The sequence below is a fragment of the Roseinatronobacter sp. genome (assembly GCF_051859525.1).
Classification (GTDB): Bacteria; Pseudomonadota; Alphaproteobacteria; order Rhodobacterales; family Rhodobacteraceae; genus Roseinatronobacter.
Map to the genome: position 1 here is coordinate 219,695 of NZ_JBHYFM010000002.1, position 21,161 is coordinate 240,855.

The window sequence follows — 21,161 nt, forward strand, 5'->3', positions numbered from 1 at the left end:
TATCGGGAAATGCATTTGAATAACCGGGGCACCCTGCGTCAGGGAGCCCCGGCCATTTCATCAATCCGCGCGCGCGATTATTTCCGCATACAGGCGCTGGGCATCTTCGGCGGAATAGCTGGGATCATTCCAGAATTCGACCATCAGATCCTCGATCTGGCCTTGCGTATCGGGCGAAAAGGTCTGGTTCGCATCGGGCAGGATGTTACCTGTCGCCAGAATTTCCAGCCCACGCTGCATGCAGTCGTTCGCCGCTTCCAGATCGACATCGCCACGCACCGGAAGCGACCCTTTTTTCAGGTTGAAGGCAACCTGCGCTTCTTGCGAAATCATCATCGAGGCAAGCTCCAGCTGGGCGGCTTGCACTTCGGGGTTGTTGATCAGCGGGAAATAGAACGCATCACCGCCGGTCGAAATGATTTCGTTCATACCCAGACCGGGCAGGCAGGAATAATCCTCGCCCGCGACAAGGCCAGCGACCTGAAATTCGCCCTGCGCCCAGTCGCCCATGATCTGCCCGCCAGCCTGACCGGAAATCACCATATTGGTGGCCTGGTTCCAGTCCTGCACATTGGACCGCGCGGAAAATGCACGCGCCTGCGCCGCTGCTTCAAATACGCGGGCAAATTCGGGGCCTGCGGCCACTTCGGCGTTCTGGTCGATATGCACGGCCTTCCATGCGTCGGTCCCGGCCAGCGCGATGGCCATCACGCCAAATGCACCGGTTGCCTGCCAGGGCTGTCCGCCCATGGCCAGCGGGATCTTGCCTGCCTCTTCCAGTGCGGGCGCGGCTTCGATGAATTCTTCCCAATTGGTGGGAACCGGCACGCCTGCATCTTCATAGGCCTTATGGCTTAGCCACAGCCACTGCCAGGAATGGATATTGATCGGCACGCAATAGATGCGCCCGTCAATGGTGCAGCTGTCCAGCAGCGATGTGGGGTTCACAAAATCGCGCCAGCCCTCGGCCTCGGCCAGATCGGTCAGGTCCAGCATCAAGCCCGCCTCGACCAGTTCTTCGGCCTGACGACCGTGGTTGAACTGGGTCGCGCCCATCGGGTCACCGCCAGTGATGCGCCCGATCATAATGGGGCGCGCGGTGCCGCCTGCGCCGGCAATCGCGCCATCAACCCAAGTGTGGTCGGTGTTTTCATTAAACAGGCGCGCGAATTCGGCGACAGCGGCCGCCTCGCCGCCGGATGTCCACCAATGCGTCACCTCCAGATCGACGGCAAGGGCAGTTGTCCCTACGGAAATCAGGCTGGTTGATGCCAGCAATGCAAATGTTTTTTTCATGCGTTCCTCCCTGAACGGCATAAGCCACGTATGTCACGGTGCCGCGCGGAAATTTTCAAGAATGTCTTGCCCGCGCTATGTAATCGATTACATTAAGTCTTGCAAAACAACTCCTCCGAAGGTGAATCACTATGTAATCGATTACAACACCTTCAATCAGTCGAAACTATCTGTCAAGAAATTTGTACTCACACTTCCAGCAAGGGTCCGGACCACGGATGCAAAAGCCCCCGCCAAAGATCAAGGACGTCGCCCATGTTGCAGGGGTGTCAACCGCCACCGTCAGCCGCGCCCTGACCCAACCCGACCGCCTGAGCGAGGCCACGCGCGCCAGGGTTTTCGACGCGATCGAAGTGACCGGCTACCGCGTGAATGCGGCCGCGCGGAATTTGCGCACGCGCCGTGCGGGGGCGGTTCTGGTGCTGGTCCCCAATCTGGGCAACCCGTTCTTTTCAGCGATCCTGTCCAGCATGAACGACGTGTTGTCCGCGAACGGATATTCCGTTCTGGTATTCGACAGCCAGCAACCCGGCGCGTCCGAACAGGCCGTCGCCGATTGTTTTCTGAATGGCAGCGTGGATGGCATGATCACCCTTGACGGGGACATGTCCGCCACGACCGCAAGGGCCTTGCGCGGGGCAAACATGATGCGCAACGTAGTGTTTTGTTGCGAATGGTCCGACCAATGGCCACTGCCCTCGATTCGCAGCAATAATGGTCTGGGGGCAAGGCTGGCGGTTGACCATCTGGTGGCGCAGGGCCATCAGCGCATCGCGCATGTTGCCGGACCGCAGGACAATATTCTGGCGCAGGTGCGCAAGTCGGCGTTTTTGCAGCGATGCGCCACGCATGGGTTGGACATCCGGCAGGATTGGGTTGTTCCGGGCGACTTCTCGTTGGGGGCGGGCGCACAGGCGGCTGACAGGATTCTGGCCATGACCCCGCGGCCGACAGGAATTTTCTGCGCATCAGATGCGATGGCCCTTAGTTTCGTTGCGCGATGCAAACAACGCGGGGTCAATGTGCCCGATGACATATCTGTCGTAGGGTTTGATGATATTGAAATGGCGGCATTCGCGGAACCCGGACTGACGACCATTCGTCAGGACCGCGCAGGGCTTGGCCGGTTGGCCGCGCAGGAACTGCTGGCGCGTTTGCGCGGCGAACAGAAAACCGAAGGCGCCCATATCATCTATGCGCCGGTCACCCTGATTGAACGGGCCACAACGGCCAGCCCGCCGGTTGCTGGCCTTGTGAATGGCCATGCAAACCCCGAAACACCACCTATAGAATGTCCAGAACCCGATGATAAACCCGCATGACGGCGGCTGTGCTGGCATGGTGTTTGTGCCGGATGATGAAATACGGTTCCACGTTGATGTCCTGCGCAATGTCCAGCACGGCCAGACGCGCGCCAATACCGTTCGCGCCCAGCAGTTCGGCGACTTCCTGCGCTTGTGGTGTAATGGCATTCCCCGCCGACAGCATGGTCAGGGCAACCAGCAGGGATGAACTGTTCGACACAATGTCGGGCAAGGCCAGACCGGCTGTGCGAAAGGTGTTTTCGACCGCCTGCCGGATCGGGGCGCCGCGTTCCTGCATAACCCATTCATATTGACGCAAATCCGCCAGCGCACAGGCCTTGCGGCCCGCAAGCGGGTGTTGCTTGTTGGCCAGCAGGACAACGCGCTCCGTGCGGGCGGGGTTCAGGTCCAGATCGGTGGCATCATAGCCCGGTGGTAATCGCGCGATGATGAAATCGAAATGGCGTTCTTCAAGACCACGGACCAGATCTGCCGATGGTGCGACATGGATTGTCACATCCAGATTGCGGGTTTGTTCGCGGATATGGGCAATCGCAGGCACCACATAGCCCACAGCAGGCCCGGTCACGGCACCTATGCGCACGCGCCCCGACTGCCCTGACTGGATCATGCCCATTTCCTGTTCCAGCCCTTCGAATTCGGACAGGATCATGCTTATCCGCCGCAAAAACGAACGTCCCGTTTCCGTAGGCGTCATTCCGCGCGGCAGGCGTTCAAATATCGGCGCGCCGATATCTGCCTCGACTTCAGCCAGTATGCGCGAGGCCGCGGGCTGAGAAATCGCCATCTGGTCCGCCGCGATTTGCAGCTTGCCAGTTTCCGCAATCCGCAAAAGCAGTTTCAGGTGACCGGGTTTGAGGCGGGACAGGGACAGCATAGTTAAATGCATATCAGGAGTGATATGGGTAATTCAATTAATATGATTTGATGGCAATGCCTCGTGTCCTTAACATATCCAAGCCGGTGCCAATGGTCGGCGGCAATCCCGACCGCATCGCAGCATTTCTCTGGGAGGAGTAGATAATGACTTATAAACTTGTGACCGCATCCGTGGTCGGAATGACGCTGGCCACTGGCGCAATGGCCGAAGGGCTTATCGGCATTGCCATGCCCACACAATCATCCGCGCGCTGGATCGCAGATGGCGATGCAATGGTCGGCCTGTTCGAGGACGCGGGCTATTCGACCATTTTGCAATATGCCGAAGACGATATTCCAAACCAGCTGGCCCAGATTGAAAACATGATCACCAACGGGGTGGATGTGCTGGTCATTGCAGCGATCGACGGCACAACCTTGTCCAACGCACTGGAAAACGCCCATTTCGCGGGGATTGACATCATCGCCTATGACCGGCTGATCCGCGACAGCGAACATGTCAGCTATTACGCGACCTTCGACAATTTCCAGGTTGGCGTTCAGCAGGCAGAATCGCTGATCTCGGGGCTGGAATCACGCTTCGGGTCGGGGCCCTGGAATGTGGAACTGTTCGGCGGTTCGCCCGACGACAACAACGCGTTTTTCTTCTATAACGGTGCCATGTCGGTGATCCAGCCACTGATCGATGACGGCACGGTAAACATTGTGTCCGGCCAGATGGGCATGGACCGTGTTGGTACGCTGCGCTGGGACGGGGCGGTTGCGCAGGCACGCATGGATAACCTGCTTTCCGCACATTATACCGATGCCGAAGTACATGGTGTTCTGTCGCCCTATGACGGGTTGTCGATTGGCATCCTCTCCTCGCTCAAGGGGGTCGGTTATGGATCGGGTGATCTGGAAATGCCGATTGTGACAGGGCAGGATGCCGAAATTCCGTCCATAAAATCCATTCTGGCAGGCGAGCAGTATTCGACCGTGTTCAAGGACACACGCGAACTAGCGCGGGTGACAGTTGGCATGGTTGATGCCCTGCTTGGCGGGGGCGAGCCGGAAATCAACGACACTGAAACCTATGATAACGGGGTCAAGGTCGTGCCCAGCTTCCTGTTGGAGCCGGTTTCGGTAGACGCCTCGAACTGGGAAGAAGTCCTGATCGGGTCGGGCTACTACACCGAAGAGCAGCTGCGCTAACGCCAGTTTCCCAATCACGGAACACGCGCATGCCTTGGGGCAATCATCAAGGCATGCGCATCACCGCAACAAAGGGCGGGGCAGTATGAAGCCGCTTCTAGAAATGCGCGGGATTTCCAAATCCTTTCCCGGCGTCAAGGCGCTGGACAATGTGACCTTGTCGGTTGCCGAAGGGGAAATCCATGCAATCGTCGGCGAAAACGGCGCGGGCAAATCAACCCTGATGAAGGTGCTGTCAGGCGTCTATCCGGTAGGCAGTTACGACGGCGAAATCCACTATGACGGCGCGCTGGCTGAATTCCGGTCCATTCAGGACAGCGAAGCGCGCGGGATCATCATCATCCATCAGGAACTTGCCTTGGTGCCACTGCTGTCGATTGCCGAGAACCTGTTTCTGGGCAATGAGATCAGCCAGAACGGCTATATCCAATGGCATGAAACCACGCGCCGCACGCGCGAATTGCTGGCGCGCGTGGGTCTTAGCGATGCGCCGAACATGCTGGTGGAAAAGCTGGGCGTGGGCAAACAGCAACTGGTCGAGATTGCGAAAGCCCTGGCCAAGGATGTGCGCCTGCTGATCCTTGATGAGCCGACCGCAGCCCTGTCGGAATCCGACAGTGATGCGCTGCTGGATCTGATGCTGGAACTGAAATCGCGCGGAATGACGCAGATCATCATCAGCCATAAACTGAATGAAATCCGCAAGGTGGCTGACAGTATCACGGTTATCCGCGATGGCAGCACCGTGTCCAGCCTGCGGGCGGACACAGACGAAATTACCGAGGACCGCATTGTGCGCGATATGGTCGGGCGTGACATGGCGCAGCGCTACCCCCCGCGCGAACGCCGTGCGGGGCCTGTGTTGCTGGATGTGGCGAACTGGTCCGTGCGCCACCCCGATTTCCCCGAACGCATGGCCATCAAGGATGTGTCCTTCAATGTCCGCGAGGGCGAGGTTGTGGGCATTGCGGGGCTGATGGGGGCGGGCCGCACGGAACTGGCCATGAGCATTTTTGGCCAGTCCTATGGCCGCGATATTCAGGGCGAGGTGCGCATGCGCGGCGCCCCCGTCAAGCTGAACACCGTCAGCGCGGCCATTGCGGCAGGGCTGGCCTATGTCACCGAAGACCGCAAGTCGCTGGGGCTGATTCTGGAAGACAGTATCCAGCGCAATATTACACTGGCCAACCTGAACGCTGTGGCCAGCAACGGTCTGCTGAACGAGGCGAGAGAGGCACAGGTGGCCGAAGGCTATCGCAAAAGCATGAACATCCGCACGCCGGGCGTGCACCAGCGCGTCATGAACCTGTCAGGCGGGAACCAGCAAAAGGTGGTTCTGTCAAAATGGCTGTTTTCCGGCCCAGAGGTATTGATCCTTGATGAACCGACACGCGGCATCGATGTGGGTGCGAAATTTGAAATTTACGGCCTGATCAATGAATTGTCCGCACAAGGCAAAGGGGTCGTCATGATCTCCTCGGAAATGCCGGAACTGCTGGGCATGTGCGACAGGATTTACGTCATGAATGAAGGGGCCATCATGGGCGAACTGGCGGCAGATGACGCCAGTCAGGAACGCATCATGTCCATGATTGTCACCAGATCGGAGAAAGTCTGATATGCAACAGGCAAATGCACAAGCAGGAACAGCGCAATCCATGCGCGAATATCTGGTAAACCACCTGCGCGAATATGGTCTTTTGTTCGCATTGATCGCAGTCATGGTGTTTTTCCAGATCACCACCAACGGCACGCTGATGCGGCCCGTGAATATTACCAACCTGCTGCTACAAAACAGTTATATCGTCATTATGGCGCTTGGAATGCTGATTGTTATCGTGTCCGGCAATATCGACTTGTCGGTGGGGTCGGTCATGGGCTTCATCGGGGCGCTGGCGGCGGTGCTGATTGTGTCGATGGGCCTGCCGCTGATGCTGGCGATTGTCATCTGCCTGATTACCGGCGGGCTGATCGGGGCGGCACAGGGATACTGGATCGCCTATTGGAAAATACCGTCCTTCATTGTGACGCTGGCAGGCATGCTGGTGTTTCGCGGGCTGTCACTGTGGTTGCTGCAAGGCCAGTCTGTCGGCCCCTTCCCGCGTGAATTTCAGGTCATCGCCACAGGTTTTGTTGCAGACCCGTTTCCGGCGACATGGGGCCAGTCGCTGGCGGTGCTGTTTGGCGAACGAAACGTCAATATTCTGGCCCTGCTGACGGGCGTGGTTGCGGCGGCGGTCATTGTCTGGATGGGCGTAAAAAAACGCGCGCGTAACAGAAGTTTTGGCGTGGTGGACGAGCCGTTCGCCTTCTTCGTTGTCCGCAATGTCATCGTAGCCGCCGCATTGGTGTTCATCACATACAAATTGTCCAGTTTTCGCGGGCTGCCGAATGTGTTGCTGACCATGGGCGTGCTGACGATTATCTATGCCTTCCTGACCGAAAACACCGTCATTGGCCGCCAGATTTACGCGGTTGGCGGCAATGAAAAGGCCGCGAAACTTTCGGGCATCAAGACCGAGCGGCTGACCTTTCTGGCCTTCGTCAATATGGGTGTTCTGGCGGCGGCCGCAGGGCTGGTTTTCGCCGCGCGCCTGAATACCGCAACGCCCAAGGCGGGGTTCGCACTGGAACTTGACGTGATTGCGGCCGCCTTCATCGGGGGGGCGTCCATGTCGGGCGGGGTCGGCAAGATTGTGGGCGCCGTGGTGGGCGCATTCCTGATGGGGGTGTTGAACAACGGCATGTCGATCATGGGCATTGGCATTGATTATCAACAAATGATCAAGGGCTTGGTGCTGCTGGCTGCCGTCATCTTCGATGTCTACAACAAAAGCAAACGTGTATAATTCGGGCAAGAGGTAGGATATGACTTTCACACCGGCAAAATGGCCCCGAAAACTGCGGTCACAGGAATGGTTCGGGGGCACAGGGCGCGATGCGATTTATCATCGGGGCTGGATGAAAAACCAGGGCATCCCGCATGACATGTTCGATGGCCGCCCCGTTATTGCCATTCTGAACACGTGGTCGGAACTGACGCCGTGCAATGCCCATCTGGCCGATCTGGCCCAGAAGGTGCGCGCGGGCATTTACGAGGCGGGCGGCCTGCCGGTCGAAGTGCCTGCCTTCTCGGCGTCGGAATCGGGGTTCCGCCCCACGGCGATGATGTTTCGCAACCTTGCCGCCATGTCCATCGAGGAACAGATGCGCGGTCTGCCCATGGATGGCTGCGTGTTGCTGGCGGGCTGCGACAAGACCACGCCCAGCTTGCTGATGGCGGCCGCATCCACCGACCTGCCATCGATCCTTGTCAGTGGCGGGCCAATGCTGAACGGGCATTTCCGCGGCGAACGCGTTGGGTCGGGCACGCATTTGTGGAAATTCTCCGAGGCAGTGAAGGCCGGCGAAATGACCCCGGAGGAGTTTTTGGAAGCGGAAGCGTCCATGTCACGCTCGCCGGGGTCGTGCAACACCATGGGCACCGCGTCCACCATGGCATCGATGGCCGAGGCGTTGGGCATGGCGCTGTCGGGCAATGCCGCCATTCCGGCCGTGGATGCGCGCCGCCGTGTCATGGCACAACTGTCGGGACGGCGCATTGTCCAGATGGTCAAGGATGATCTGAAACCGTCCGATATTCTGACCAAACAGGCGTTTGAAAACGCCATCCGCACCAATGCCGCAATCGGCGGGTCCACCAATGCGGTGATCCATATGATGGCGGTTGCGGGGCGTGTGGGCATCGACCTGAGCCTTGATGACTGGGACCGCTGCGGCCGCGGTGTACCCACCATTGTCAACCTGATGCCATCAGGCAAATACCTGATGGAGGAGTTTTTCTATGCCGGTGGCCTGCCGGTTGTGCTGCGCCGTCTTGGCGAGGCTGGAATGCTGCACAAGGACGCGCTGACAGTGTCGGGCGGACCGATCTGGGATGAATTGCAACATGTGGTGAACCACAACCCCGATGTTATCCTGCCTGTTGAGCATGCCCTGACACAAGAAGGCGGCATTGTCGTGCTGCGCGGCAATCTTGCGCCCAAAGGTGCCGTGCTGAAACCCTCTGCCGCATCGGGGCATTTGTTGCAGCACCGTGGCCGCGCGGTGGTGTTTGAAGATATCGACGATTACAAGGCCCGCATCAATGACCCCGATCTGGACATTGACGAGCATTGCATCATGGTGCTTAAAAACTGCGGCCCCAAGGGCTACCCCGGCATGGCCGAGGTGGGCAATATGGGCCTGCCGCCGAAGATATTGAAGAAAGGCATCACCGATATGGTGCGCATATCGGATGCGCGCATGTCGGGCACGGCCTATGGGACAGTCGTTTTGCACACTTCGCCGGAAGCGGCGGCAGGCGGGCCGCTGGCGGTGGTGAAAAGCGGCGACATGATCGAATTGGACGTCGCAGCACGCCGCCTGCATCTGGACATAAGCGATGCCGAACTGGCCGCACGGCTGGAAGGGTGGACCCCGCCCGTGCCCCTGCCCGCATCCGGCTATGCATGGCTGCATGCTCACCATGTCGAAGGGGCCGACACAGGCGCCGATCTTGATTTCCTGAAAGGGTGCCGTGGCGCCCCCGTCGGAAGGGACAGTCACTGATGAAAATTGCCCTTGTCGGAATTGGAAAAATTGCCCTTGACCAGCATGTGCCCGCATTGCGCGCATCCCCCGATTGGGAACTGGCCGCAACAGTGTCGCGCAATGGCAGCGTCGACGGGGTCGAGGCATGGACCGATCTGGACGCCATGCTGGCCGCGCGCAGTGATATTCGTGTCATCTCGCTGTGTGTGCCGCCTGCCCCGCGTTTCGATCTGGCCGCGAAAGCCTTGCGGGCGGGACGCTATGTCATGCTGGAAAAACCCCCCGGCGCCACACTGTCGGAATGCGCGACCTTGCAGGCCATCGCCCAAACCGCCCGCCTTGGGGTGTTCGCCACATGGCACAGCCGCGAGGCCGCGATGGTGGCCCCAGCAAAAGCATGGCTGGCAGACAAAACCGTGACGTCAGGACGCATTACATGGCGCGAGGATGTGCGCAAATGGCACCCCGGTCAGGACTGGGTGTTTGATGCAGGCGGCATGGGCGTGTTCGACCCGGGCATAAACGCGCTGTCCATCCTGACCGAAATCCTGCCCTGTGCTGTGCATCTGCGCGCCGCCACGCTGGAAGTGCCGCAAAACCGCCAGATGCCGATTGCCGCACAACTGGCGTTCAGTAACAATATCAGTGCCGATTTCGACTGGCGCCAGACCGGCCCGCAAACATGGTCGATGAGTCTTGAAACCGATCAGGGCACGCTGGAATTGCATGATGGGGGCGCGCGTATGCTGCTGGATGGCACGCCCTGCAACCCGCCCGCAGATGCGCTGTCGGGCGAATATCCGCGCCTTTATCAACGCATGGCGCAGCTTGTTCACGCAGGCGAGTCCGACATGGACATGCGCCCCCTGACGCTGGTGGCTGATGCGTTCATGGCTGGCACGCGTGTCCCTGTCGACCCATTCCATTTCTAAGGACATCCCGATGAAAACCCCACTGAAGGGCATTCTGCCCGTCGCACCCACCCCGTTTCTGGATGATGGCACCCTGGACCATGACGGCATGCGCCGTGTGCTGGACTGCATGATTGATCAAGGTGTTGATGCAATCTGCATTCTGGCGAATTACTCCGAACAGTTTGTCCTGTCCGATGACGAACGCACCGCCATGATGCGCGTCTCGCTGGAACATGTTGCAGGGCGCGTGCCGGTTATTGTCACCATCAGCCATTTTTCCACCGATCTGGTGGTGGCACGCGCGCGGGCGGCACAATCCATGGGCGCTGCCATGGTCATGATGATGCCCCCCTATCACGGTGTCGGGCTGGTCCCCGCCGAGGGGATGATATTTGAACATTTCAAGGCCGTGTCCGACGCCATCACCATCCCCATCATGGTGCAGGACGCACCCTTGTCAGGGTGTCAGCTGTCGGTGCCGTTTCTGGCCCGCATGGCGCGCGAACTGGAACAGGTCAGCTATTTCAAGCTGGAAATGCCGTTTGCGGCCGACAAGCTGGCGGCATTGATTGAAACGGGCGGCAAGGATATTGTCGGCCCCTTCGATGGCGAAGAAGCCGTCACCTTGCTGGCCGATCTGGACGCGGGCTGCACTGGCACCATGACATCGGCACTGTTGCCCGAACATATCCGGCCCATCGTCACGCAGTATCTGGACGGCGCGGTTGATGCGGCGCTGGCACAATGGAAACTGTGCCTGCCGCTGATCAACCATGAAAACCGTCAATGCGGGCTGCGTGCAGCCAAGACTGTCATGAAACACGGCGGCGTCATCCGGTCCGACCATGTGCGCCACCCGCTGAAACCGCTAAGCGACCGCACCGAAGACCGCCTGCTGCAGTTGTCGCGCGAACTGGACCTGATCGCCCTGCGCTGGGGCAAGTAAGGGTCAGTTTTTGGCGCGCATACCCCGACCGGTCAGGTCCAAAGGGCACTCAACCAGCGCGCGGCTTACGCCGAAGCAATGCCCTTAGGGCGTTTTCCTGACATGGCGCATCAAGGACAAGATGTCATTCTCGACGGTTTCTTTCTTGTCCTTGATGTGCTGCTGGTGCTTTTCCGCGCGCTCTCGGGCAAGCGAGATGGTTTTGATGTTGCGGAATTTGTCGGCAACAACCGTTTCCAGCGCTTCAAGCCGTGGCATAATCTGCGCCAGGGCCTTGTCGATTTGCGCGACTTCGTTTCGGACAGCGCGGATATATGCCCCGACATAGGGTGCAGCTTCCAGACTGACCAAGTGCCCCTCGTGTTTCAACGCGTCCAGCATACGATTACGGGTATCGTTCAGTTGCGCGACATGGCTTCTGATGGTCGCCAGTTCGTGAGCATCGGCCAACATTTCGTGCCGACGCAAGCGCTCCAGAATAGTCAGGGTTTTGATGCGCTTAATCATCATCCAGCTTCAGCAGCGGTGGTTTCTCCTGCGCTGGAAGTTCTGTATATTCCAATAATCCCGTGCGCATTCTTGCCAGAATTTCCGCGGGAAAAGCGTTGTAGCTTCCGGCGCTACTGGTCGGAAAAGATATCTGCGGCGGCCCAAGCGGACCTGCATGTGCCGCCTTATCCGGCCAGACGGTTTCAGCGTGCACGCCCGAAGCTGACATGACCAACAGACACGCGGTCGCAAGGCTAAGATATCGCGGCATCATAGTGTGGGCAGTTCCTTCTGAGCGGCCTCAACCATGTAGAAATCAGGCTGCTTGGTACTGGGAATGTTGCCGCGCCCGATTTCCACACAGATATTCGGGGGGTGGTTGGCAACCAATGCGACGAAAATATCACGGATGATCAGATAGAACGCGCCATCCTCATCTTCGATTTGCCTTAGCCTGCCGGAAATGGGCTGCACCATACAATAGGCCAGGAAAACACCAAGAAATGTGCCGACAAGCGCGCCGCCAATCATCGTACCCAGCACTTCGGGCGGCTGGTCAATCGAGGACATGGTTTTAATAACCCCGAGTACCGCGGCAACAATCCCGATTGCAGGAAGCCCATCTGCCATTGTCTGGATCGCAGCGGCCGAGGCGAGCGTCTCCCGGTGGTGCTTCTTGATCTTGCGATTGATGACATCTTCAGTCTGATACTTGTCGTCAAACTGCATAGAGAGCATTCGAAAACTGTCGGTGATCAATTCAGTTGCAAAATGGTCGTTCAAGATTGTCGGGTATCGCAAGAAGATACTGCTTTCCTTAGGGTTTTCCACATGCTCGTCCAGCGCGATGATACCTTTTGCTTTATACAGTCGCGCAAGTTCATACATCAGGTTTAGTAATTCTTCGTAATGGCTGGCTTTGAACTTTGGCCCTTTTACCACCTTCACCAAGCCCCGAAGTGACGAGCGCAGTACATTTGTGGAATTGGCAATAATGAATGCCCCAATGGAGGCACCGCCGATCATCAACCCCTCGAATGGCAGCGCGTACAAGACGATGTCCATCTTGCCGCCCGACAACATGAACCCTCCGAAAACCAGACCGAAGACCATTGCAAGTCCCAGAAAGATCATCATCACACATTCGCCCCATATTTCGCGGAACTGGCCCGCCCATCATTCTAAAGTTCCTGATATGTATAATTGACATTGCCACAAGAATAAACAAGAATAGTTTTAAGCGAATACAGAAAAAGGGTGGCATTCATGAACAGGGTGGACACATTTGTCTATCTGCTCGAAGAAGATACGGTGCAGGCCCTGCTGCCGGACTGGCCGGCACAGATGCAAGTGGCGCTGTGCCTTACCTCTGACGGGGGCTGCGATATGGCTGTCCACCACGCAAGCGAAATTGGTTGCGTACTGGACCGAGTTGCAAAGCTGCATGGCGGAACCAGTGCCAACCTGTGTGTCGCGCCGCAGATTGACGGGTATCAGACACGCAAGGTTCTATTTTCAGAAGAACAGCAACTATTTGCTTTGGTCGCAGAAAATCCTGACCTGACCGAGTTGGCTGCGAACTATTCACGCAGATTTCATGGGATATGTGAAAGCACTGCGCCCGAAACGGTGGTGAGGGATTCGGGTAATCCGGCGCTGGCCGACACTCCCCCGTCGATCGAACCCACCAAGGAGTCATTGACTGCCTTGCCGTCTGGTTATGACAAACCCCAGCCAGAAAACCGCCCTGAATGTATGTTTCTTGAAGCTGCATTACAAACCACAGGCACCGCGACCCGCGTAATCCTTCAGCCCGCGGCGATAACAGGAAGCGAAACACCAGTTCTGGCAGAACACATCGCGTTTCGTGATGATTTCGAACGTTTTGTATTGCCTCTGGACGTGCTGGACGGCTGGTCGCCGGGTCAGGCCAGAATGATTGATATTTCGGATGATCTGTTGCCCGAAGCTATGGTTTTGCGGTTTCAGGACGTGCAACACCATTGTTCGGCTACAGTAACGGCACGCGGTGTATTCCTTTCACCCGGTGCACCGGTTGGTTTGACCCCAACAGCTTTTGTCGCAGCAAGCCAATCACCTGCGCCGCGCTCGGCAAGGCGGATGGTGAAATCACTCACTTTTGCAGGTGGTGTATTGTGTGCATTTTTCGTGGCATCAGGGCATCTTGCGACCGCGCGGGACAATGAGTTCGGCCATGTTAGGTCGCATGTCCATGACGCAAGTAAGGCTGATTCAGCGCTGGACCTGATTTCGGCCATGGCGCAGCAGGACTTTGACATGTAGTCCTTGCAATACCCTTGTATACTGGTGCAAGTTCCCACAAAATATACATATATTTTTGATGATGCTCTTGCTTGTTTTTGTATGTCGTGCTTAAATATAAACATTATAATTTTGTACCAGAAATTTCCTTGAATAAGCGAGAAATCGCTCTACTTGAACTTGCACGGAATATGAGCAGTTGCCCAAGTAGTGTTTGTATGTAAGTCTATTCTTGCGTTTGTCGAAGAATTCGATGTCCCGTGAACTTCAGACCAGCTGTCTCACAACTGATGGGCGTTGGTTCATGTGCACGGAGTAGAGTTTATTAGAGAGTGTCCCAATGACAAAACCAGACCCTGCAACCGACATTCTAGCAGCCGTAGCAGCTGCCTACGCGGCAAGAACTGACGTGACGGCAGATGATATCGTTGCACTTGTGGGCAAGTTGCGCCGTGAATTCAGCGCCTTGGACACGATTGCACCAGACGATAAATCAAAAACCCGCGAGGCGACACGCATATCGCCAGCGATCCCCATTGAGAAGGCGGTAACGCATGACAAGGTGTATTGCCTGTGTTGCGGCAAGGGCTTCAAAATGCTCAAGCGCCACCTTGGTGCCGAGCATGGCCTGACAGAGGCCGCTTACCGCGCCATGTTCGACTTGCCAGAAGATATGCCGCTGGTCGCACCCAGCTATTCTGACCGCAAAGCCAGTTATGCCCGAAGGGTCGGATTCGGGAAATACGACCGTCGCGAAACGCAGTCAGAGCGTTCAGGTGTCGAATAGGGCCAGATTTCTGGCTTAGCGATGGATCGTCGCGATCTGGCTGCATGTCTGTGGCTGGATTGCACCGATGATCAAGTCAAATTGGGCATGTGCGAATGGCAGAGCAGCAGATCATCATCAAGAAAAGCGATGAAGACGACGGTCACAACCACCACAATGGTGGCTGGAAGGTCGCCTATGCAGACTTTATGACAGCGATGATGGCCTTTTTTCTTTTGCTCTGGATCATTTCCGCAGCAGACGAAAAGCAACTTCAAGGTCTGGCCGAGCACTTCACGCCAACAGAAACGAACCTGCTTCGCGGGGGAGAGGGGTTTCTGAAAGGTCAGGTTTTTGGCCCTGATGGTGTCTATAGTGGCCTTGAAGGCGACAGCTTTCAGGTAAATCCGCCCAGCTTTGGCCAAGAAGAGCCGAGATCGCATCCGGATGAAGGCGCGCGGGAAATTGAACCGCGTATCGTGGTCGAGTATATCTTTGCATCTTCGCAAGAAGATATTTCCGAACAGGATCATGTAACCGCTACATCAAATTTGACTTATGACACAGGAAACGACCCTGCATGGCTTGCTTCGCTGGCCGATCGCACAGAAAAACTTGATGCCGTAGCCGAGGATATCACAGAGGCGGTCGAAGCAAATGCCGCGCTTGTCGAACTTGACTACGATCTTAGGGTCGACAGAACACAGGACGGGCTACTGGTTCAAATTCTGGACCAGGAAGCCCGGCCGATGTTTGCGTCTGGTAGCGCCCGGATCAGTGACACCACCCGCGAACTATTACGAGTTATCGGCCTTTCAGTTGCTGACCTGCCATATCCGATCATGATTACGGGGCATACAGACGCGGTTCCTTTCACAAATGATGTGGATTACGGAAATTGGGAATTGTCGGCCGACAGGGCAAATGCCGCGCGCCGCGCCCTTGTCTCAGCCGGAGTCGCGGCCGAACGGATCGCACGCGTTTCTGGCGTCGCCTATACAAAGCCCCTGAATGCCGCCGTACCGACTGCACCGGAAAACCGCAGACTTACGGTCCTTCTAAGCTACCCGAACCCCGCAGCGGAGGGGGCCCCGCTTGAGGGTGTTTCGATAAACCGTGCAGATCGCTTGCCGCAGTAGCATTTTCCGGACACAGCCACCTCGATTCTTACTTCCCCTTCCGGTTGTGTTGTGTCGGAATTCCGTTGATCCGACAACGCAGATTCGACGGGATTGACACCTTATCCACAATGCCGGTACGCTGCCGCAAGGCAAGGCAGGACGACCGAACAGGTGCCATTTCCGAACACTTTTGAAACCACCTATGGTATCATTCTGACCAGAACTCCCAACAATTAGACAAAAACAGCACACATGTGAAATAACAGCATGTATTGCGAAACAAACCATAGTTATTGTTGACCTCGTTATCAATCTAAGGTTGTATAACCTTGGAATCGGACCAAAGTCGTATGCATGTGAATGGAATAACGGGACACGCAACGTCGACTCAGGGACTTCGATTGCTCGATGTTGAACATGCTGGCTCCATAGCCTTCAGGACAACAAATCCGCCACTTGCTTTTGCGAGCCAAGAAAAGTGAGAAACAAATGCGATCTGGCCGAATACTAGAGTTAATCTGGCAGGGTGACATTCTGCCTGCCAAAGGGGCTAACGTGCGCCGCATACAGCGTTCGCTTGCTGCCTTGTTGCCGCTACGGACCGTTTTCGTCTCGGCTGCATATGGCGTGGATCGCAGCTATATACTGGCCGAAGAAACCGAACTGTTGCCTGAAATATCCTTGGGGGATGTTCTGGTGCAAGAATTACCGGTCGAAGTGCCAGCGGGCGCGCTTGTCGTTTTCAACGATTCTGACATGCTTTCGGGCATTCTGCCAGATGAAGAGTTGTCTTATGACCTTGGGATAATGGTGGTCGAAGTACTTCTGGGCGTTATTCGCAGCGGGGTTTTCCCGATGGAACGGGAAACCAGCGCACTTTATACGATGGCAGCTTCTTATTTTAGCATGATTGGTGGGTCTGGCTTTATGCATTTGGGATTGGTGCCTTCGCAGTTTCGCGCGGGTCTGGCTGCTGGGTTGTGCGCGTATTGGACGGGCACCCGCTCCGCACGTTGCGATACAAGTCGCCTGTTTCTTGAACCGGACTTTCTGAGCTGCCCGCATCTGCTTGGGTATCTCAGAAATCTTGATGGCAACTTTGTTGTGCCCGACAATGTTCCTGCCGGATTGATGCAATTTCCCGGCGGGCGTTGTGATTATGACGCCTGGTTGGCCGATATACGGCAGGCGGTTACGGCCAAGCTTGACTCTCAGATCATGCCAACCCGAAGGGCGTCTGCCTAACTTCTCAAATACGGGCATGAATATGCTATTTTAATCATGCTTTAACCATCTAATTCTTTGAAATTGAAAATTTCTATGTATTCTTGTATTTGAAAAATACAGGTGTCAGTATGGCGACTACGCTTCATGCAGCGATGAAGGAGCCCCTTTTGACGGTTGATCTGGAACGCGAAGCGATCCGGCGATGGCAAGACGAAGGGGACCGGCATGCACTTGAACTATTGCTGCGCAGCCACGCGCGGCAGGCATGGTCACAGGCGCTTCGATTTGCGGACGACCCTATCGATCTGGATGATCTTGTCGCCGAGGGCATGGTCGGATTGATGCGTGCTGCAGACAGCTTTGATCGAAAACTGGAACTGCGCTTTTCCACCTATGCCGCCTTCTGGGTTATGAACAGCGTCTATACGGCATTGTCGCGCATCAGAACTGTAATCGATATGCCTGTACGCACCTACTTTAACGCACGCATGGGACGTCTGGGCCATGATGATGCAGGATTGTCGCTTTTGGCAATGCAGGGAACGATACCAATTGAATCGAGTCGTGAGGGGTTGTCGCTTTCTGAAAAACTACCCTGCGAAAGTATGACCCCCGCCGAGCAGGCCGAAATAAGGTCGGCGCAATCATTTCTGTGCCGGCTGCTGGCCGAAGCACTGGCGGAACTTGATCCGGTTGAACAAACAATAATCTCTCGTCGCAGGCTTGCTGTTGATCCGGAATGCGCGCAGGCGGTTGCGTCCGATCTTCAGCTATCGGTCCAGAAGCTTCGGCAAATAGAAACGCGCGCATTGAACCGGTTGCGCCGCTCCTTGCTGGAGCGCGGTTTCAATCGCGCTATGCTGAATTGAGAGATCCCGAATGATACCCCCCGCAATCGTTGCCCCCATATTCCTGGCTTCGCCACCTTCGTCAGAAACAGGACAAGGCAGCGGCCTTTCCAGGCTACTGTTTTCCAACAACCCCTCGCCTGCGCAAAGCCCGCCTGCTGTTCAGTTCGCTGAACTTCTTGGCGCTGCCAGAAATAAAATTGCCCAGCGTGCGCAAGCCGACCCAGACCGACAGGCGACAGCGGGCAACGCTATGGCTCAACAACCGGGCCTTGCCCAACTTGCATCAGAAATTGATGACCTCGTCGCCCGCCTGCTATCAGAACCGGGGGGGCAGACCACCCCAGAAGCGGTGGAACAGTTTCTGAATATCCTGCATGGGGCCGTACTTGCGAACGGTCGCGATGCGATTGAAGCGCTTCTGGAAAATCTGGCGGAACTGGGCGAGGAAGGCGTGGTTCAGCTTGAACTCGCTGCCCATAATCCGGCAACCCTGATAACACTGCTTGCAGAACTGGCGCATATCCCGCACTTTGAAACTGTGGTGTCAGCGGGCCAACCCTATCAGGTTATTTCCCCTAAACCATTGCAACGGCACGCCGATTTATCGCCGCTCCTATCGAAACCAGACGGCATTCCTGCTGGCAAGAATGTCATTTTTGGCGCAACTGTTCCCCGCCCGATCATCCAGAATGCGGGGCCGCTTGACGTGCGCGCACTGGTCATGGGGGCAATCGTCACTGCATCGACAAGCGCAGAACGGGAAACGCCCCCCCTGCCCGTCATACCATCCGAGATACGCGCCATTCCGGCTGGCATGAACGCAGCATTACGGTCAGCCGAACCTGCGGTTCCACAAACCTCCGGGTTTGCGCGTAATCTTGTACAACAGATACGTTCCGCAAATATTTCCGAGGGCAACACCAGAATTGCGCTTGCACCGCGCGGCCTTGGCGAGATTGAAATCGACTTACGACCCGATGAGGCTGGCAAGTTGCGCATTGTCCTTCGCGCAGAAAATCCTGCCGTCCTGCAGGCACTTCGGGGCGATCGTGACGGTTTGCTTCTTGCGCTGTCAGAAGGAGGGACAGGTGTAGATGATGCCGAGTTGGAGTTTGAGGATTTCAGTCGCAAGCAGCAGCAGACAAACGAAGCGTGGGAAAGTCTGCCCGCCCTTGAACCGGATCCTGACGCGGATCAGGAACCGCAGACGGCCGCGCCCCCGCATACTGGCCCCATTGGGGCGGGTGCTGTGGATATACTGACTTAAGGAACTCAATGATGGACATCGCCCAAACCACGACCACTGATCCGCGTGCTGCAAGTGGCGCAAGCGCTGCACAAAGCAAGCTTGATGCGGATTACCAAAGTTTTCTGACCCTGTTAATTGCACAAGTGTCGAACCAGAACCCGCTAGAGCCAATGGATTCTTCTGTCTTCGTGTCGCAACTTGCGCAGTTGACACAGGTTGAACAGTCGATCGTCACAAACAGGAACCTGGAGCGCATCGACAACAGGCTTGGCAATGTTGAGGCGCTATCAGATGTGCAGTTGATCGGACGCGATGTCAGCATACCCACGGATCGTGTCGAATTGCGCGATGGCACGGCGGCGTTTGGCTATTCCCTCTCTCGCGCTGCCGCGAATGTACGGGTATTGATCAAGGCCGAAGATGGGACAATCGTGCGTGAACTTGGCAACCAGCCAAGCGCCCCCCAGACGACGCATCGCGTGGCATGGGACGGGTTGGATTTTGCGGGGCTACCCCTTCCTGATGGCGTGTTTCAGATCGAGGTCGATGCCAAAGACCCTGATGGCGCAGCGATAGCATATGACACAAACGCAACCACGCGTGTCGAAGAGCTGACGTTTCGCGGCGGTCATTCAATGCTGATCCTTCGCAATGGGACCGAGGTATATGCCGGCAGTGTAACCTCTGTGCGCTAGGAGTTGCCCCGTTGTCTGCCCCCCCTCAAAGGCCGATGTCGTGCTTGTACAGCATGAGGGTTAGCAAATCATCGACCCCCACGAACGTATTCTGAAGCTGTGAACGAATCTTGTTCGACAAGGCTGCGGAGTCGATTGCAGGCCCGGTAAGCACCGTGGTTCCGGAAGCTGCCTTCATGGCATCCAGGATTTCCGCACGAAGCCGCGAAGAATACTCTGGGCGCTGGTATAGGGCCAGATATCTGGCGTCCGAAACGGCCACAGCGAAATCGGCAACAACCATTGTGACGCTTTTTTGCCGTTGTATTGGCAAGGTGATCGTTTCGATCCGGACCAGATACGGCGCGGATGTCATGCCAGCTGTTCCATACGGCTTGGCGGGTTGTGCCATGCCCCGATCTGTCTGAATGCGCCCCATCTGCGGATCATTTACAAACCAGAAGCCCGCTCCATATCCGATGCCCCCAAAGCAGCCAATGGCCAATGTCGCAATGATGAAAAGCCGCGTCATATATCAGGTCTGTTTTTCTGATTTCGATACCCGTTCTGCGCATCAGTCCGAAGGGGCCAATCCGGCATCAATACGGCAAAATGACATCTAGTACATCTTCGCCATAGCCGCGTTGCTGTTGGCGCGACAACTGGCCCCGACCACCATAGGTGATCCGCGCCTCTGCCACCTTCTCATAGGGGATGGTGTTGTTCATGCGGATGTCTTGGGGTCTGATAATTCCTGCAATACGCAACTCGCGCAATTCCTGATTTACCTTGACCTCCTGGCGTCCGGCAACAACAAGGTTGCCATTCGGAAGCCGCTGCACAACCAAGGCAGCAAGCTTCAGGTCAATCGCTTCGCGACGCACAATCGATCCAGCCCCCGACGCCTCAAAGCTGGACCCGAAATCGACGATATCACCGGTCGGAAGGTTGTCGAGGCCCAGCAGCGTCGGAAAGCCCGCAGTGCCAGAACCTGATCTGTTGCGCTGGGTGGCGTTGCGAAGCTGTGCGCGATCATCGATACGTATCTCGATGGTCAGAATATCGCCAACCTGCAAAGCACGCTGATCTGCGAAAAATCCGCTTGAGCCGCGCTCCCAAAGCGACGCAGCCTCGGCGCGATGGAATGTGCGGGGCTGTTCGGGCGGTGGCATAGGCACTTGTACGAAATTTGCCTCGGGGATCGAACCGGGGACCACCGACATCTCTGATACCTGCGGATCACGATTGAAGGCGTCGCGCGGATCACCACAGCCCGCCAAAGCAAGTGTGGCGGCAAGCGCAAAGATAATCTGGCGCGGCATCTGCCCCGCTTTGGGCTGCATCCCTGCGCGGT

The 21,161-nt window shown here is 56.6% G+C and carries 20 protein-coding genes; 14 read left to right on the plus strand and 6 right to left on the minus strand.

Annotated elements, in window-relative coordinates; translation table 11 throughout:
* Positions 1-60: 60 nt before the first annotated feature.
* Positions 61-1,296 (minus strand): ABC transporter substrate-binding protein, encoded by a 1,236-nt coding sequence (locus ACTIE1_RS03975; protein ID WP_439561792.1) that lies wholly within the window; start codon positions 1,294-1,296, stop codon positions 61-63.
* A gap of 218 nt (positions 1,297-1,514) precedes the next feature.
* Here ACTIE1_RS03975 and ACTIE1_RS03980 point away from each other — a divergent pair, with 218 nt between their 5' ends.
* A complete protein-coding gene (locus ACTIE1_RS03980; RefSeq protein WP_439561793.1) occupies positions 1,515-2,618 on the plus strand; it encodes a LacI family DNA-binding transcriptional regulator in 1,104 nt (367 codons plus the stop codon).
* Here the strand turns inward: ACTIE1_RS03980 and ACTIE1_RS03985 are convergent.
* Positions 2,581-3,498 carry a LysR family transcriptional regulator gene (locus ACTIE1_RS03985; protein WP_439561794.1) on the minus strand — a complete coding sequence of 306 codons (918 nt, stop codon included), beginning with the start codon at positions 3,496-3,498 and terminating at the stop codon, positions 2,581-2,583. The two genes, ACTIE1_RS03980 and ACTIE1_RS03985, sit on opposite strands and share 38 nt — an antisense overlap.
* Positions 3,499-3,644: 146 nt before the next feature.
* Here ACTIE1_RS03985 and chvE point away from each other — a divergent pair, with 146 nt between their 5' ends.
* The 6 genes from chvE to ACTIE1_RS04015 all read left to right on the plus strand — a co-directional run bounded on the left by chvE (position 3,645) and on the right by ACTIE1_RS04015 (position 11,147).
* Positions 3,645-4,694, plus strand: a complete 1,050-nt coding sequence (gene chvE / locus ACTIE1_RS03990) for a multiple monosaccharide ABC transporter substrate-binding protein (RefSeq protein ID WP_439561795.1) — start codon at positions 3,645-3,647, stop codon at positions 4,692-4,694.
* 85 nt (positions 4,695-4,779) lie between these two features.
* Positions 4,780-6,312, plus strand: a complete 1,533-nt coding sequence (gene mmsA / locus ACTIE1_RS03995; protein ID WP_439563268.1) for a multiple monosaccharide ABC transporter ATP-binding protein — start codon at positions 4,780-4,782, stop codon at positions 6,310-6,312.
* A 1-nt stretch (position 6,313) separates the two neighbouring features.
* Entirely contained in the window at positions 6,314-7,543 is a 1,230-nt protein-coding gene (gene mmsB, locus ACTIE1_RS04000; RefSeq protein ID WP_439563269.1) for a multiple monosaccharide ABC transporter permease, read from the plus strand.
* A 19-nt stretch (positions 7,544-7,562) separates the two neighbouring features.
* Positions 7,563-9,305, plus strand: coding sequence for an L-arabinonate dehydratase (gene araD / locus ACTIE1_RS04005; RefSeq protein WP_439561798.1), 1,743 nt, complete (start codon positions 7,563-7,565; stop codon positions 9,303-9,305).
* Entirely contained in the window at positions 9,305-10,219 is a 915-nt protein-coding gene (locus ACTIE1_RS04010; RefSeq protein WP_439561799.1) for a Gfo/Idh/MocA family protein, read from the plus strand. Before araD ends, ACTIE1_RS04010 begins: the two co-directional genes overlap by 1 nt.
* 10 nt (positions 10,220-10,229) lie before the next feature.
* On the plus strand, positions 10,230-11,147 hold the full coding sequence (locus ACTIE1_RS04015) for a dihydrodipicolinate synthase family protein (RefSeq protein WP_439561800.1): 918 nt from the start codon (positions 10,230-10,232) through the stop codon (positions 11,145-11,147).
* Positions 11,148-11,231: 84 nt separating this feature from the next.
* Here ACTIE1_RS04015 and ACTIE1_RS04020 read toward each other — a convergent pair whose 3' ends face one another.
* Both ACTIE1_RS04020 and motA read right to left on the minus strand, forming a co-directional pair.
* Positions 11,232-11,657, minus strand: coding sequence for a flagellar FliJ family protein (locus tag ACTIE1_RS04020; RefSeq protein ID WP_439561801.1), 426 nt, complete (start codon positions 11,655-11,657; stop codon positions 11,232-11,234).
* A 249-nt stretch (positions 11,658-11,906) separates the two neighbouring features.
* Positions 11,907-12,773 (minus strand): flagellar motor stator protein MotA, encoded by an 867-nt coding sequence (gene motA, locus ACTIE1_RS04025; protein WP_439561802.1) that lies wholly within the window; start codon positions 12,771-12,773, stop codon positions 11,907-11,909.
* Positions 12,774-12,902: 129 nt separating this feature from the next.
* On the opposite strand from motA, the gene ACTIE1_RS04030 reads away from it, so the two are divergent.
* The 7 genes from ACTIE1_RS04030 to ACTIE1_RS04060 all read left to right on the plus strand — a co-directional run bounded on the left by ACTIE1_RS04030 (position 12,903) and on the right by ACTIE1_RS04060 (position 19,828).
* Entirely contained in the window at positions 12,903-13,940 is a 1,038-nt protein-coding gene (locus ACTIE1_RS04030) for a hypothetical protein (RefSeq protein WP_439561803.1), read from the plus strand.
* Between the two features lie 319 nt (positions 13,941-14,259).
* On the plus strand, positions 14,260-14,706 hold the full coding sequence (locus ACTIE1_RS04035) for a MucR family transcriptional regulator (RefSeq protein WP_439561804.1): 447 nt from the start codon (positions 14,260-14,262) through the stop codon (positions 14,704-14,706).
* A gap of 95 nt (positions 14,707-14,801) precedes the next feature.
* On the plus strand, positions 14,802-15,824 hold the full coding sequence (locus tag ACTIE1_RS04040) for a flagellar motor protein MotB (protein WP_439561805.1): 1,023 nt from the start codon (positions 14,802-14,804) through the stop codon (positions 15,822-15,824).
* Between the two features lie 537 nt (positions 15,825-16,361).
* Positions 16,362-17,051 (plus strand): hypothetical protein, encoded by a 690-nt coding sequence (locus tag ACTIE1_RS04045; RefSeq protein WP_439561806.1) that lies wholly within the window; start codon positions 16,362-16,364, stop codon positions 17,049-17,051.
* 110 nt (positions 17,052-17,161) lie between these two features.
* Entirely contained in the window at positions 17,162-17,902 is a 741-nt protein-coding gene (locus ACTIE1_RS04050; RefSeq protein ID WP_439561807.1) for a sigma-70 family RNA polymerase sigma factor, read from the plus strand.
* A 232-nt stretch (positions 17,903-18,134) separates the two neighbouring features.
* Positions 18,135-19,151 carry a flagellar hook-length control protein FliK gene (locus ACTIE1_RS04055; protein ID WP_439561808.1) on the plus strand — a complete coding sequence of 339 codons (1,017 nt, stop codon included), beginning with the start codon at positions 18,135-18,137 and terminating at the stop codon, positions 19,149-19,151.
* Between the two features lie 8 nt (positions 19,152-19,159).
* Positions 19,160-19,828: a flagellar hook assembly protein FlgD gene (locus tag ACTIE1_RS04060; protein WP_439561809.1), complete on the plus strand. Its 669-nt coding sequence runs from the start codon at positions 19,160-19,162 to the stop codon at positions 19,826-19,828.
* Between the two features lie 25 nt (positions 19,829-19,853).
* On the opposite strand, the gene ACTIE1_RS04065 is transcribed toward ACTIE1_RS04060, so the two are convergent.
* Together ACTIE1_RS04065 and ACTIE1_RS04070 are read right to left on the minus strand one after the other, a co-directional pair.
* On the minus strand, positions 19,854-20,339 hold the full coding sequence (locus tag ACTIE1_RS04065; RefSeq protein WP_439563270.1) for a hypothetical protein: 486 nt from the start codon (positions 20,337-20,339) through the stop codon (positions 19,854-19,856).
* Between the two features lie 67 nt (positions 20,340-20,406).
* Positions 20,407-21,129: a flagellar basal body L-ring protein FlgH gene (locus ACTIE1_RS04070; RefSeq protein ID WP_439561811.1), complete on the minus strand. Its 723-nt coding sequence runs from the start codon at positions 21,127-21,129 to the stop codon at positions 20,407-20,409.
* Positions 21,130-21,161 lie beyond the last annotated feature (32 nt).

Bases quoted from the DNA above. Each gene is read 5' to 3' on its own strand.
- ACTIE1_RS03975 (WP_439561792.1), bottom strand. From the start codon at position 1,296: ATGAAAAAAACATTTGCATTGCTGGCATCAACCAGCCTGATTTCCGTA.
- ACTIE1_RS03980 (WP_439561793.1), top strand. From the start codon at position 1,515: ATGCAAAAGCCCCCGCCAAAGATCAAGGACGTCGCCCATGTTGCAGGG.
- ACTIE1_RS03985 (WP_439561794.1), bottom strand. From the start codon at position 3,498: ATGCTGTCCCTGTCCCGCCTCAAACCCGGTCACCTGAAACTGCTTTTG.
- chvE (WP_439561795.1), top strand. From the start codon at position 3,645: ATGACTTATAAACTTGTGACCGCATCCGTGGTCGGAATGACGCTGGCC.
- mmsA (WP_439563268.1), top strand. From the start codon at position 4,780: ATGAAGCCGCTTCTAGAAATGCGCGGGATTTCCAAATCCTTTCCCGGC.
- mmsB (WP_439563269.1), top strand. From the start codon at position 6,314: ATGCAACAGGCAAATGCACAAGCAGGAACAGCGCAATCCATGCGCGAA.
- araD (WP_439561798.1), top strand. From the start codon at position 7,563: ATGACTTTCACACCGGCAAAATGGCCCCGAAAACTGCGGTCACAGGAA.
- ACTIE1_RS04010 (WP_439561799.1), top strand. From the start codon at position 9,305: ATGAAAATTGCCCTTGTCGGAATTGGAAAAATTGCCCTTGACCAGCAT.
- ACTIE1_RS04015 (WP_439561800.1), top strand. From the start codon at position 10,230: ATGAAAACCCCACTGAAGGGCATTCTGCCCGTCGCACCCACCCCGTTT.
- ACTIE1_RS04020 (WP_439561801.1), bottom strand. From the start codon at position 11,657: ATGATGATTAAGCGCATCAAAACCCTGACTATTCTGGAGCGCTTGCGT.
- motA (WP_439561802.1), bottom strand. From the start codon at position 12,773: ATGATGATCTTTCTGGGACTTGCAATGGTCTTCGGTCTGGTTTTCGGA.
- ACTIE1_RS04030 (WP_439561803.1), top strand. From the start codon at position 12,903: ATGAACAGGGTGGACACATTTGTCTATCTGCTCGAAGAAGATACGGTG.
- ACTIE1_RS04035 (WP_439561804.1), top strand. From the start codon at position 14,260: ATGACAAAACCAGACCCTGCAACCGACATTCTAGCAGCCGTAGCAGCT.
- ACTIE1_RS04040 (WP_439561805.1), top strand. From the start codon at position 14,802: ATGGCAGAGCAGCAGATCATCATCAAGAAAAGCGATGAAGACGACGGT.
- ACTIE1_RS04050 (WP_439561807.1), top strand. From the start codon at position 17,162: ATGGCGACTACGCTTCATGCAGCGATGAAGGAGCCCCTTTTGACGGTT.
- ACTIE1_RS04055 (WP_439561808.1), top strand. From the start codon at position 18,135: ATGGCTCAACAACCGGGCCTTGCCCAACTTGCATCAGAAATTGATGAC.
- ACTIE1_RS04060 (WP_439561809.1), top strand. From the start codon at position 19,160: ATGATGGACATCGCCCAAACCACGACCACTGATCCGCGTGCTGCAAGT.
- ACTIE1_RS04065 (WP_439563270.1), bottom strand. From the start codon at position 20,339: ATGACGCGGCTTTTCATCATTGCGACATTGGCCATTGGCTGCTTTGGG.
- ACTIE1_RS04070 (WP_439561811.1), bottom strand. From the start codon at position 21,129: ATGCCGCGCCAGATTATCTTTGCGCTTGCCGCCACACTTGCTTTGGCG.